The organism is Micromonospora halophytica (genome assembly GCF_900090245.1).
GTDB lineage: Bacteria > Actinomycetota > Actinomycetes > Mycobacteriales > Micromonosporaceae > Micromonospora > Micromonospora halophytica.
In genome coordinates, this window is record NZ_FMDN01000012.1 from 44,979 (window position 1) to 59,825 (window position 14,847).

1 protein-coding gene is annotated in these 14,847 nt (G+C 76.2%); it reads left to right on the plus strand.

Features of this window, described 5'->3' with window-relative positions:
- Positions 1–36: 36 nt before the first annotated feature.
- Entirely contained in the window at positions 37–14,841 is a 14,805-nt protein-coding gene (locus GA0070560_RS17090; RefSeq protein ID WP_091298279.1) for a type I polyketide synthase, read from the plus strand.
- Positions 14,842–14,847 lie beyond the last annotated feature (6 nt).

The following is a 14,847-nucleotide window of genomic DNA, read 5'->3' on the forward strand; positions in this document are numbered from 1 at the left end:
TGCCCCGGACCTCTGATCCCGATACGGAGTGGCCCGATGCCCACTGAGGAAGAGTTCCTCGACTACCTCCGGCGCGCCACGGCCGACCTGCGCGAGGCACGGCGGCGGGTGCGCGAGGTGGAGGCGAAGGACCGCGAGCCGATGGCCGTCGTCGGCATGGCCTGCCGGTTCCCCGGCGGGGTACGCGGCCCCGACGACCTGTGGGACCTCGTCGCCGCGGGCCGCGAAGGGCGGGGCGACTTCCCGACCGACCGGGGCTGGGACCTGGAACGGCTGTTCCACGTCGACCCCGACAACCCGGGCACCTCGTACACCGACCAGGGTGGCTTCCTCTACGACGCCACCGGGTTCGACCCCGGCTTTTTCGGCATCAGCCCGCGCGAGGCGCTGGCGATGGACCCGCAGCAGCGGCTGCTGCTGGAGAGCGCCTGGGAGGCGTTCGAGTCCGCCGACCTGGACCCGCAACGGCTGCGCGGCAGCCGCACCGGCGTGTTCGCCGGGGTGATGTACCACGACTACGCCTCCCGGGTGCTGGACCTGCCCGAGGGCGTCGAGGGGTACCTCGGCACCGGCAACTCCGGCAGCCTCGTCTCCGGCCGGGTCGCCTACACGTACGGGCTCGAAGGGCCGGCGGTCACCGTCGACACCGCCTGTTCGTCCTCCCTGGTCGCAGTGCACCTGGCGGTGCAGGCCCTGCGCCAGCGCGACTGCGACTTCGCCCTGGCCGGCGGCGTCACCGTGCTGTCCACCCCCGGCGTCTTCGCCGAGTTCTCCCGGCAGCGCGGACTCGCCCCCGACGGGCGGTGCAAGTCGTTCGCCGCGGCGGCCGACGGCACCGGCTGGGCCGAGGGCGTCGGCGTGCTGCTGCTGCAACGACTCTCCGACGCCCAGCGCGACGGCCGGCGCATCTACGCGGTGATCCGGGGCAGCGCCGTCAACCAGGACGGCGCGAGCAGCGGCCTGACCACCCCCAACGGTCCCAGCCAGGAACGGGTGATCCGGCAGGCGCTGGCCAACGCCCGGCTCGCTCCCGCCGACGTGGACGCCGTCGAGGCGCACGGCACCGGCACCACCCTCGGCGACCCGATCGAGGCGCAGGCCCTGCTCGCCACGTACGGCCAGGACCGCGACGGCACGCAGCCGCTGTGGCTCGGCTCGGTCAAGTCCAACCTCGGCCACACCCAGGCCGCCGCCGGCATCGCCGGCATCATCAAGATGGTCATGGCGATCCGGCACGGCGTGCTGCCGGCCACCCTGCACGTCGACGCCCCGTCGCCGCACATCGACTGGACCGCCGGGGCGGTCGAACTGCTCACCGAGGCCCGGCCCTGGCCGGCGGCCGACCGGGCCCGCCGGGCCGCCGTGTCGTCGTTCGGCATCTCCGGCACCAACGCCCACGTCATCCTCGAACAGGCCCCCGCCGTCGAGGAACCCGAGCCGTCGGCGCCCGCCGCCGTGCCGCCGCTGGTCCCCGTCCTGCTCTCGGCCCGCAGCGCGGAGTCCCTCGCCGCGCAGGCCGGCCGCTGGGCCGAGCACCTCGCCACCCGCGAATCCGCCCGTCCGGTCGACGTCGCCGCGTCCTCGCGCAGCCGGGCCGGGCTGGACCGGCGTGCCGTGGTGCTCGCCGCCGACCGCGCCGACCTGCTCGCCGGGCTGCGGTCCCTGGCCGACGGTGAGCCGGCCGCCTCCGTGGTCACCGGCGTCGCCACGCCCCGGGGCCGGGTCGCGTTCCTCTTCTCCGGTCAGGGCGCCCAGCGCGCCGGCATGGGCCGCGAACTCGCCGAGGCGTACCCCGTCTTCGCCGCCGCACTCGACGAGGTCTGCGCCGCGCTCGATGCGCACCTGCCACGGCCGTTGCGCGAGGTGATGCACGCCGAGGCCGGCACCGACGAGGCCGAGCTGCTGCACCAGACCGTCTTCACCCAGGCCGGCCTCTTCGCCGTCGAGGTCGCCCTGTTCCGCCTCGCCGGATCGTTCGGCCTGCGTCCCGACTTCCTGGTCGGGCACTCCATCGGTGAGCTGGCCGCCGCGCACGTCGCCGGGGTGCTCTCCCTCGCCGACGCGGCCACGCTGGTCGCCGCGCGGGGACGGCTCATGCAGGCGCTGCCGTCCGGTGGCGCGATGCTCGCCGTCGCCGCCGACGAGGCGTCCGTGGTCGAGTCGCTGGCCGGCGTCCCCGGCCGGATCGGCATCGCCGCCGTCAACGGCCCGAGCGCCGTGGTCGTCTCCGGCGACGCCGCAGCGGTCGACGAGGTGGGACGTATCTGGCGGGACCGGGGCACCCCCACCCACCGGCTGCGGGTCAGCCACGCCTTCCACAGCGCGCTGATGGACCCGATGCTCGCCGAGTTCGCCGCCGTCGCCTCCGGGCTCGACTTCCGGCCGCCCACCGTGCCGATCGTGTCGAACCTGACCGGCCGGATCGCCGAGCCGGAGCAGCTGTGCACCCCCGACTACTGGGTGCGGCACGTACGGGAGGCCGTCCGCTTCGCCGACGCCGTCGACCGGCTCGCCGAGGCCGGCGTCGGCACGTACGTCGAGCTGGGCCCCAACGGCGTGCTCACCGCCATGGCCCAGAGCTGCCTCGCCGACCCGTCCACCGTGCTGGTGCCGCTGTCACGCAAGGACCGGCCCGAGTCCCGGGCCCTGCTGGAGGCGCTGGCCCGGCTGCACGCCGATGGCCTGCCCGTCGACTGGGACGCCCTGCTCGACGGCGTCGGCGCCCGCCGGGTGGACCTGCCCACGTACGCGTTCCAGCACGAGCGGTACTGGCTGGAGCCGGTGGGCCGGATCGCCGACGTCTCCGGTGCCGGGCTCGGCGCGGCCGGGCACCCGCTGCTCGGCGCGGCGGTCTCCGTGGCCGGCGAGGACATGGTGCTGCTCACCGGACGGCTGTCCCTGGCCACCCACCCGTGGCTCGCCGACCACGCGGTCGCCGGCGTGGTGGTGCTGCCCGGCACCGCGTTGGTCGAGCTGGTCGTCCGGGCCGGCGACGAGGTCGGCGCGTCCCGGGTACGGGAGCTGACCGTCGTCGCGCCGCTGACCCTGCCCGAGACCGGCGGCGTCCGGGTGCAGGTGCGCGTGGGCGCGGCCGACGACGCGGGACTGCGCGCGGTGACCGTGCACGCCCAGTCGGAGGACGACCCCGACGCCGGCTGGGTCCGGCACGCCGAGGGCGTGCTGGAGTCCGCCGACGGCGACGAACCCGGTCTCGGCGCGTGGCCGCCCGTCGCGGCCACCGAGGTGGACCTCGCCGAGTGGTACGACGCCCTCGCCGGGCGCGGCCTCGGGTACGGTCCGGCGTTCCGGGGCCTGCGCCGGTTGTGGACCGGCGACGGCGAGGTGTACGCCGAGGTCGCCCTGGACGAGGAGGCGGCCGGGCAGGCCGGCACGTTCGGGGTGCACCCCGCGCTGCTGGACGCCGCGCTGCACCCGGTCGGGCTGCTGCTGGCCGGCGAGGACGGCGGCCCCCGGGTGCCGTTCGCGTTCTCCGGAGTGCAGGTGCACGCCGGTGGGGCGGCGGCGCTGCGGGTGCGGCTGACCCGCGACGGTGCGACGGTGCGGCTGGTCGCCACCGACCCGGCGGGTGCGCCGGTGGTGTCGGTGGACTCCCTCGCGCTGCGGGAGCTGACCGGCCTGACCGCCGCCGGTGTCGCGACCCGTTCGCTGTTCGAGGTCAGCTGGCAGCCGGAGGACGTCGGGTCCGTCGAGGACCTGACCGGTTGGGCGCTGCTCGCCGGGCCGGACCGGCCGAACCCGGCCGAGCTGACCGCCTACCCGGACATCGCGGCCGTGCTCGCCGCCGTCGACGCGGGGGAGGACCCGCCACGCACCCTGGTGCTGCCGGTGGCCGGCCCGGCCGAGGCGGACCTGCCCGAGGCCGTGCCCGCCGTCACCGCCGACGTGCTCGGTGTGGTCCAGGCGTGGCTGGCCGCCGACGCGCTGGCCGACTCCCGCCTGGTGGTGCTCACCCGGGGCGCGGTGCCGGCCCGTGACACCGACCCGCTCACCGACCTGGCCGGCGCCGCCGTGTGGGGGCTGCTGCGTTCCGCGCAGTCCGAACATCCGGACCGCCTCGTCCTGGCCGACCTCGACCGGGATCCCGACGCCGCCGCCCTCGCCGTGCTGGCCGGCGTCGCCGACGATTCTGCCGGGACCGGCGGGCAGGTGGCGTTGCGCGAGGGCGAGGTGCTCACCCCGCGCCTGGTCCGTGTCCCGGCCCCGGCGGACGGCGTGCGTCCGCCGGTCCTCGACGACGGCACCGTCCTGGTCACCGGCGGCACCGGCGCGCTCGGCGCGCTGGTGGCCGAGCATCTGGTCACCGCTCACGGGGCGCGGTCGCTGTTGCTGGTGTCCCGGCAGGGACCCGACGCTCCTGGCGCGACCGAGCTGACCGGGCGGCTGACCGGCCTGGGCGCCCGGGTGGAGATCGCCGCCGCCGACGTCACCGACCCGGACCGGGTCGCCGCGCTGGTCGCGAACGTGCCCGGCCGGCTGGCCGGCGTCGTGCACACCGCCGGCGTGCTCGACGACGGGGTGGTCACGGCCATCAGCGCGGAACGGCTGGCCGGGGTGCTGGCCCCGAAGGCGACCGCCGCCTGGTTGCTGCACGAGGCCACCCGGGACCGCGACCTCGACCTGTTCGTGGTCTTCTCGTCGGTCGCCGGTGTGCTCGGCTCGCCCGGGCAGGCCGCGTATGCGGCCGCGAACACGTTCCTCGACGCGCTCGCCGTGCACCGCAGGCAGGCCGGTCTCCCGGCGGTCAGCCTGGCCTGGGGGATGTGGGACACCGCCGGCATGGCCGCGACGGTCAGCGACACCGACCGGGCCCGGTCCACCCGGGCCGGCATCACCCCGATGAGCGTCGCCACCGGCCTGGCACTCTTCGACGCCGCCCTCGCCACCGGGCGGCCGACCCCGGTGCCGGCCGCGATCGACGTGCCGACCATGCGGGCGCAGGTGGTCGCCGGCCGGGTGCCGTCGATGCTGCGGGTGCTGCTCGGACCGATCTCCACCCGCCGTCAGGCCGGCACCGGCAACTGGGCCGACCGGCTCGCCGGGCTGGACCCGCAGGACGCCCGCGACCAGGTCGACGCCCTGGTCCGTGGTCTCGTCGCACAGGTCCTCGGGCACGGCGGCGCCGACGCGGTGCCCGCCGATCGGGCGTTCCGGGAGTTGGGTTTCGACTCGTTGACCGCGGTGGACCTGCGTAACCGGATCAACGCGGCGACCGGGCTGCGGCTGGCCTCCACGCTGGTCTTCGACTACCCGACCCCGCAGATCCTCGCCGGCCAGGTGTACGCCGAGCTGACCGGTGTGCGTTCCGCCACGGTCACCCCCACCGACACGGCGACCACCACCGGCCTCGACGAGCCGATCGCCATCGTCGGCATGGCCTGCCGGTTCCCTGGTGGGGCGGACAACCCCGACCAGCTCTGGGAACTGCTGGCCACCGGCGGGGACGGCATCAGCGAGTTCCCCGCCGACCGGGGTTGGGACCTGGACACCCTCTTCGACCCGGACCCCGCCACCAGCGGCACCTCGTACGCCCGGCACGGTGGTTTCCTGTACGGCGCGGCCGAGTTCGACCCCGGCTTCTTCGGGATCAGTCCGCGTGAGGCCCTCGCGATGGATCCGCAGCAGCGGCTGCTGCTGGAGACCTCGTGGGAGACGTTCGAGTCCGCCGGTCTCGACCCGCAGCGGCTGCGCGGCAGCCGTACCGGTGTCTTCGCCGGTGTCATGTACCACGACTACGCCTCCCGGTTGATGGACATGCCGGCCGAGGTGGAGGGCTACATCGGCACCGGCACCTCGGGCAGCGTGCTGTCCGGGCGGGTGGCGTACACCTTCGGTCTCGAGGGCCCGGCGGTGACGGTGGACACGGCGTGTTCGTCGTCGCTGGTGGCGCTGCACCTGGCCGCGCAGGCGCTGCGCTCAGGCGAGTGTGACCTCGCCCTCGCCGGCGGTGTGACGGTGATGGCCACCCCCGGCACCTTCATCGAGTTCTCCCGGCAGCGGGGTCTGTCCCGCGACGGGCGGTGCAAGTCGTTCGCGGCTGCCGCCGACGGCACCGGCTGGGGTGAAGGCGTCGGCATGCTGCTCGTGCAGCGGCTGTCGGACGCCCGGCGCGACGGCCGGCGGATCCTGGCCGTGGTGCGTGGCACGGCGGTCAACCAGGACGGCGCGTCCAACGGACTCACCGCTCCGAACGGCCCCTCCCAGCAGCGGGTGATCCGGCAGGCCCTGGCCAACGCCCGGCTTTCCACCGCCGACGTGGACGCGGTCGAGGCGCACGGTACCGGGACGACGCTGGGTGACCCGATCGAGGCGCAGGCGCTGCTGGCGACGTACGGGCAGGACCGGCCGGCAGACCGTCCGCTGCTGCTCGGCTCCATCAAGTCCAACCTCGGGCACACCCAGGCCGCGGCCGGTGTCGCCGGAGTCATCAAAATGGTCCAGGCACTGCGGCACGGCCTGGTGCCGCCCACCCTGCACGTCGACGAGCCGTCCCCGCACATCGACTGGACGGCCGGCGCGGTCACCCTGGCCACCGAGCCGACCCCGTGGCCGGCGGTGGACCGGCCCCGCCGGGCGGCCGTGTCGTCGTTCGGCATCTCCGGCACCAACGCCCACATCGTCCTGGAGCAGGCGCCCGAGCCGGCCGTCGTCGCCGAATCCCGACCCGGTGCCGCCGCCGACGCCGGGGTCGTGCCGCTGGTGCTCTCCGCCACCGACCGGATCGCGCTGCGGGAGCAGTCCGTCCGGTTGCGCACCCACCTCGCCGCGCACCCCGAGATCGAGCCGGCCGAGGTGTCGTACGCCCTCGCCACCACCCGGGCGTCGTTCCCGCACCGGGCCGTCGTGCTCGGCCAGGACCACGCCGAGCTGGCCCAGGGCCTCACCGCGCTGGCCGACGGCGAATCCGTCCCCGCCGTGGTGACCGGGACGGCGCTGCGCAACACGGCCCCGGTCTTCGTCTTCTCCGGTCACGGCTCCCAGTGGCCCGGCATGGCCGTGGAACTGCTGGACACCTCCCCGGTGTTCGCCGCGTCCATCGCCGAGTGCGAGGCCGTCCTCGCGCCCTGGGTCGACTGGTCCCTCACCGACGTGCTGCGCGGCGCCGAGGGCGCCCCGCCGCTGGTCGCCTCCGGCGTGGTCCAGCCCGCCCTCTGGGCGGTGATGGTCTCCCTGGCCCGGCTGTGGCGCTCGCTCGGCGTACGCCCCGGCGCGGTGGTCGGGCACTCGCAGGGCGAGATCGCCGCCGCCTGCGTGGCCGGCGCGCTCTCCCTGGAGGACGCCGCCAAGATCGTCGCCCTGCGCAGCCAGGTGCTCGTCGACATCGCCGGCGCCGGCGGCATGGTCTCCGTGGCCCTGCCCGCCGAGCGGGCCCGCGAGCTGCTGACCCGCTGGCCGGGCCGGCTCTGCGTCGCCGTGATCAACGGCCCCGGGTCGGTGGTGGTCGCCGGCGACCACGACGCCCTCGCCGAACTGCTCGCCGTCTGCGCCGCCGACGACGTGCGGACCCGCCCGATCGACGTGGACTACGCCTCCCACTCGCCGCAGGTCGAGGCCGTCGCCGACCGGCTGCTCGACAGCCTCGCCGGGATCACCGCCCGCCCCGCCGAACTGCCCTTCTACTCCGCGCTGACCGGCGAGCCGACCGACACCGCCACTCTCGACGCCGGCTACTGGTACCGCAACCTGCGCGAGACGGTGAACTTCGAACGGGCCGTACGGAGCCTGCTCGACGACGGTCACCAGGTCTTCCTGGAGGTCGGCCCGCACCCGGTGCTCAGCTTCGGCATGCAGGAGACGATCGACGTCGGCGAGCACGACGCGGCCGTGGTCAACACGCTGCGCCGAGGCGCCGGCGGCTGGCCCCGGCTGCTCACCGCCCTGGCCGAGCTGCACGTGCACGGCGTCGAGGCCGACTGGAACGCCGTCTGCGGGGTACGCAGCGGCCCGGCCGTGTCGCTGCCCACCTACGCCTTCCACCGCCAGCGGTACTGGCCGGAGGCGCCCGTACGGACCGGCCCGGCGACGGCTGCCGAGGACCCGCTCGACCGGCAGTTCTGGGACGCCGTCGAGCGCGCCGACGCCGAGGCGCTCGCCGCCACGATGCGCGTCGACGAGGCCGAGGCCCGTACGCTCGGCGACGCGCTGCCGGTGCTCTCCTCCTGGCGGCAGCGGCGACGCGACGAGTCCACCGTGGACGCCTGGCGCTACCGGGTGCGGTGGAAGCCGCTGACCGCCGCCACCACCTCGACCGGTGGGACGTGGCTGCTCGTCGCGCCCGCCGCGTACGCCGGTCACCCGCTGGTCGGGCAGGTCGTGCAGACCCTCGGTGAGGCGGGGGCCGACGTGCTCCCGGTGACCGTCGCCGACTTCGACCGCCGGGCGCTGGCCGGGCAGCTCACCGACGTCGACCCCGACGCCGTCACCGGCGTGCTGTCCCTGCTCGCCCTCGACGAGGCCGACCACCCGGACCGGCCCGTCGTCCCCGCCGGCCTCGCCGGCACCCTCGCCCTGGTGCAGGCCCTCGGCGACGTCGGGATCACCGCCCCGCTCTGGTGTGCCACCCGTGGCGCCGTCTCCACCGGCCGCGCCGACCCGCTCGACCATCCCCGGCAGGCCCTGGTCTGGGGGCTCGGCCGGGTCGCCGCCCTGGAACACGCCGACCGCTGGGGTGGCCTGGTCGACCTGCCGCCCATCCTGGACCGGCGCTCGCGCGGCCGGCTCGCCGCCGCACTCACCGGCGCCGGCCACGAGGACCAGGTCGCCGTACGCCCCTCCGGCCTGTTCGCCCGGCGGCTGGTCCGTGCCGCCGTGGACAGCGCCCCGGACGGCACCGGCTGGCGGCCCACCGGCACCGCCCTGGTCACCGGCGGTCTCGGCTCGCTCGGCGCGCACGTGGCCCGCTGGCTGGCCCGCGAGGGCGCGTCCCACCTGGTGCTGACCAGCCGGCAGGGTCCCGCCGCGGCCGGCGCCGCCGAGCTGGAGGCCGAGCTGACCGGGCTCGGCGCGAGGGTCACCATGGCCGCCTGCGACGTGGCCGACGTGGCCTCGCTGCGGGCCCTCGCCGACCGTCTCGCCGCCGACGGCGTCCGGGTCGACGCGGTGTTCCACGCCGCCGGTGTCGCCCACGCCGGCCCGCTCGCCGACACCGACCTCGCCGAGCTGGCCGACGGCCTGCACGCCAAGGTCGCCGGTGCGGCGAACCTCGACGCGCTCTTCGGCGACGCCGCCGCGTTCGTGCTCTTCTCCTCCGGCGCGGGCGTCTGGGGCGGCGGCCTCCAGGGCGGCTACGCCGCCGGCAACGCCTTCCTCGACGCCCTCGCCGAGGACCGCCGCCGCCGTGGCCTCGCCGCCACCGCCGTGGCCTGGGGCGCGTGGGACGGCGGCGGGATGCTGGAGACCGACGGCGCCGCCGACCAGATGTTCCGCTCCGGCGTCCGCCCGATGCGCCCCGACCTGGCCGTCTCCGTGCTCGCCCAGGCCCTCGCCCACGACGAGGCCACCCTCACCGTCGCCGACATCGCCTGGGACCGGTTCCACCAGACCTTCGCGCTGACCCGCCCCCGGCCGCTGATCGAGGACATTCCCGAGGTGGCCCGGATCGTCGCCGCCGCCCGGACCCGGGACGACGACGAGCCCGCCGAGGCGTCCCCGCTACGCGGCCGGCTCGCCGGCCTCGCCGAGCCGGAACGCCGTCGCACCCTGCTGGAACTGGTCCGGGTGCACGCCGCCGCGGTGCTCGGACACGCCTCCGCCGAGGCCGTCGGCGCCGACCGCCCGTTCCGGGAGATCGGTTTCGACTCGCTCAGCGCCGTCGAGATGCGCAACCGGATCGGTGAGGCCGTCGGGCTGCGGCTGCCCGCGACCCTCGTCTTCGACCGGCCCACCCCGGCGCTGCTCGCCGCCTGGCTGGCCGACCGCATCCTCGGCGTCGCCGAGCAGACCGCCGCGCCCACCCGGGCCGCAGCCGCCCTCGACGAACCCATCGCCGTCGTCGCGATGAGCTGCCGCTACCCCGGCGGGGTCGCCAGCCCGGAGGACCTGTGGCGGCTGGTCGCCGAGGGACGCGACGCGATCGCCGGGTTCCCGGCCGACCGGGGCTGGGACCTCGACGCCATCTACGACCCCGACCCCGACACCCCCGGCACCTCGTACGTGCGTGAGGGCGGCTTCGTCGCCGACGTCGGCGGCTTCGACGCCGGCCTGTTCGGCATCTCGCCGCGCGAGGCGCTGGTGATGGACCCGCAGCAGCGGTTGCTGCTGGAGACCGGGTGGGAGCTGTTCGAGCGGGCCGGCATCGCCCCCGTCGACATGCGGGAGAGCAGCACCGGCGTCTTCGTCGGCACCAACGGCCAGGACTACGCCACCCTGCTGATGGCCGCGAAGGCCGAGACCGAGGGCTACCAGGCGACCGGCAACGCGGCGGCGGTGGTCTCCGGCCGGCTGTCCTACACCTTCGGCCTGCAGGGTCCGGCGGTCACCGTCGACACCGCGTGCTCGTCGTCGCTGGTCGCGCTGCACCTGGCCGTACAGTCGCTGCGGGCCGGCGAGTGCGACATGGCCGTCGCCGGCGGGGTGACCGTGATGGCCACCCCCGGCCCGTTCCTGGAGTTCGCCCGCCAGCGCGGCCTCGCCTCCGACGGCCGGTGCAAGTCGTTCGCCGGGGCCGCCGACGGCACCGGCTGGGGCGAGGGCGCCGGCCTGGTGCTCCTGCAACGCCTCTCCGACGCCCGACGCGACGGCCGGCGCGTGCTCGCCGTGGTCCGCGGCTCGGCCACCAATCAGGACGGCGCGTCCAACGGCCTCACCGCCCCCAACGGGCCCGCCCAGCAGCGGGTCATCCGGCAGGCGCTGGCCAACGCCCAGCTCACCCCCGCCGACGTCGACGCCGTCGACGGGCACGGCACCGGCACCCGGCTCGGCGACCCGATCGAGGCGCAGGCCCTGCTCGCCACGTACGGGCAGGACCGCCCCGCCGACCGGCCGCTGCTGCTCGGCTCGATCAAGTCCAACATCGGCCACACCCAGGCCGCCGCCGGAGTGTCCGGCGTCATCAAGATGGTGATGGCGCTGCAGCACGACCTGCTGCCGCCCACCCTGCACGTCGACGAGCCGACCCCGCACGTCGACTGGACCGAGGGCGCCGTGGCGCTGCTCGCCGAGCCGACCCCGTGGCCCGAGGCGGGCCGCCCGCGCCGAGCCGCGGTGTCCGCGTTCGGAGTCAGCGGCACCAACGCCCACGTCATCCTCGAACAGGCCCCCGACGACGCCGACGAGCCGCAGGACCCGGCCGCGACGGACCCGGTCGCGGCGCCGCCGCTGCTGCCCTGGGTGGTCTCCGGCAACGACGAGGACGGGCTGCGTGCCCAGGCCGCCCGGCTCGCCGACTGGGCGTCGGCCGCACCCGACACCGACGTCGCCGTCGCCCGGGCGCTGACCACCGCACGCTCGCCGCTGCGGCACCGGGCCGTGCTGCTGGCCGCCGACCGCGAGGCGTACGTGGCCGGGCTGCGGGCGCTCGCCGCCGGGCAGAGCCACCCCGTCCTCACCCGGGACGTCGCCGAACCCGGCACCCTCGCCGTGCTCTTCTCCGGTCAGGGCGCCCAGCACGCCGGGATGGGCCGGGAGCTGTACCGGACGTTCCCCGCCTTCGCCGAGGCGCTCGACGAGACCTGCCAGCACCTCGACGCCCACCTGCCCCGGCCGCTGAAGCAGGTGCTCTTCGCCGCCGAGGGCAGCGCCGAGGCCGCGCTGCTGGACCAGACCGTCTTCACCCAGGCCGGACTGTTCGCCGTCGAGGTGGCGCTGCACCGGCTCCTGGAGAGCTGGGGGATCGTCCCCGACCTGGTCGCCGGGCACTCCGTCGGGGAGCTCACCGCCGCCCACGTAGCCGGCGTGCTCACCCTGCCGGACGCGTGCACGCTGGTCGGCAACCGGGGCCGGCTCATGCAGGCGCTGCCGGACGGCGGCGGGATGCTCGCCGTCGCCGCCGGCGAGGCCGAGGTCGCCGACACCCTCACCCCGTACGCCGACCGGGTCGCCGTCGCCGCCGTCAACGGCCCCACCGCCGTCGTGGTCTCCGGTGCCGCCGACGCGCTCGCCGACCTGGCCGAGCACTTCACCGCCCTCGGCGTACGCACCAAGCGGCTCAACGTCAGCCACGCGTTCCACAGCCCGCTGATGGAGCCGATGCTGGCCGAGTTCGCCGCCGTCGCCGCCACCCTCGACTACGCGCCGCCGACCGTCCCGGTGGTGTCGAACGTGACCGGCCGGATCGCCGAACCCGAGCTGCTCTGCACCCCCGACTACTGGGTGCGGCACGTCCGGGAGGCCGTCCGGTTCGCCGACACCGTCACCCAGCTGCACTCCCTCGGCGTGTCCGCGCTGCTGGAGGTGGGCCCCGACACCGTGCTCACCGCCCTGGCCGCCGACGCGCTGCCCGACGGCGGGCGGACCCTGGTCACCGGGGTGCAACGGCCCGGCCGGGGTGAGGCGGCGGCCCTGCTCGGCGCGCTGGCCCGGCTGCACTGCCACGGCGTACGGGTCGACTGGGCGGCGCTGCTGCCCGCCGCCGAGCCGGTCGCCCTGCCCACGTACGCCTTCCGGCACCAGCGGTTCTGGCCGGTCGGCGACGGCGACGTGGTGCGCACCGCCGAGCCGACCGCCCCGGTCGCCGGCACCGCCGACGAGGCGTTCTGGCAGGCCGTGGCCGACGAGGACGGCGACGGGCTGGCCGCCCGCTTCGGCGTCGACCCGGACCGGCCGCTCCGCGCCCAGCTGCCCACTCTCGCGAAGTGGCACCGGCAGCGGCAGACCGACGCGCTGGTCAACGGCTGGCGCTACCGGATCACCTGGCCGCAGCGACAGCTCACGGCCGGTCCCGCCACCGGCGACTGGCTGCTGGTCGTCCCCGCCACCGGCACCGACGGCCCCGGCACCGACATCGGCGACCGGCTCGCCGCGCTGCTCGGCGGGCACGGCGGCAGCGTCCGCACCCTCGCCGTCGACCCGGCGACGGTCACCCGGGCCGGCCTGGCCGGGCAGCTGGCCGTGGACCCCGGCACCCGGATCGTCTCGCTGCTCGCCCTCGACGAGCGGCCGCACCCCGACCATCCGGCCGTGCCGGCCGGTCTCACCGGCAACCTCGCCCTGATCCAGGCCGTCACCGACGCCGCCCCGGCCGGGCCGCTATGGCTGCTCACCCGACAGGCCGTCAGTACCGGCCCCGGCGACCCGGTCGCCCACCCCGCGCAGGCCACCACCTGGGGTCTCGGCCTGGTCACCGCCCTCGAACACCCCGCCCACTGGGGTGGTCTGCTCGACCTGCCGGCCGAGGTCGACCCGGCCGCCGGGGAGCACCTGCTGCGGGCGCTGACCAACGCCGACGCCGAGGACCAGCTCGCCGTCCGTCCGCTCGGGGTGCACCTGCGGCGACTCGCCCGCGCCGCCCGCGCCGAACTGCCCGACGCCCCGGCCTGGCAGCCGCCCGGCACCGTGCTGGTCACCGGCGGCACCGGTGCCATCGGCCGGTACGCCGCCGCCTGGTTCGCCCGGCACGGCGCCCGGCGGCTCATCCTGGTCAGCCGGCGCGGCGCGGACGCCCCCGGCGTCGCCGACACCCTGGCCGAACTGGCCGACCTCGGCGCGCAGGCCCGCGTCGTCGCCTGCGACCTGGCCGACCGGGACGCCGTCGCCGCCCTCGTCGACGGGCTGCGCCGCGACGGCGAGACCGTGCAGGCGGTCGTGCACGCCGCCGGTGTCGGCCGGCTCAACCCGGTCAGCGTGGTCGACACCGACGAACTCGCCGACGTGGTCGCCGGCAAGACCGCCGGAGCCCGCCACCTCGACGAGTTCCTCGACCCGGGCGAGCTGGAGCTGGTCGTCTACTTCTCCTCCATCGCCGCCGCGTGGGGCGTCGGCGACCACGGCGCGTACGCCGCCGGCAACGCCTTCCTCGACGCGTGGGCGCAGTCCCGGCCCGCCGGCCGGGCCCGGGTGGTCTCCGTCAACTGGGGACCGTGGGCCGGCGGCGGCATGGTCAGCGACGAGCACGCGGTGGCGATGAGCCGGCGCGGCGTCTCCCTGCTGGAGCGGGAACCCGCGATGGCCGCGCTGCGCGCCGCCGTGGAGGGCGACGGCACGGTGCTCACCGTCGCCGACGTCGACTGGGCCCGCTTCGCCCCGGTCTTCGCCTCCGCCCGGCCGCGCCCGCTGATCAGCGACCTGCCCGAGGTGGCGGCGCTGCGCACCGGCCCCGACCCGGCCGCCGACGGCGGCGACGAGGTCCGCACCGGCCTGCGCAAGCGGCTGGCCGACCTCACCGCCGCCGAGCAGAACCGGCTGCTGGTCGACCTGGTCCGGACCGCCGCCGCCGAGGTCATCGGCCACGACAGCCCGTACGCGCTGGAGGCCGACCGGCCGTTCCGCGACCTCGGCTTCGACTCGCTGACCGCCGTGGAGCTGCGCGGCCGCCTGGCGGCGGCGACCGGCCTGCACCCGGCCAGCTCGGTGGTGTTCGACTACCCGACCCCGCAGGCTCTCGCCGAGCACCTGCGCGCCGAACTGGTCAGCGAGGCGTCGGGGCAGACGCTGCCGACCGTCGAGGAGCTGGACCAGCTGGAGGCCGCCCTCGTCGGGCGCGAGCAGGACGACCTGGGCCGGGTTCGGGTCACCATGCGGCTGCACCGGCTGCTGGAACGACTCGGCGCCGCCGAACGGGGCGGCACCGAGCGGCCCGAGGAGACAGCCGAGGTGGCCGACCGGCTGCGGGTGGCCAGCAACCAGGAGCTTTTCGATCTTGTGGACAGGGACCTCGGGCTTTCCTGAGTCACG

What these genes read in the sequence shown, in the direction of transcription:
- GA0070560_RS17090 (WP_091298279.1), top strand. Translation starts at nt 37, where the DNA reads ATGCCCACTGAGGAAGAGTTCCTCGACTACCTCCGGCGCGCCACGGCC.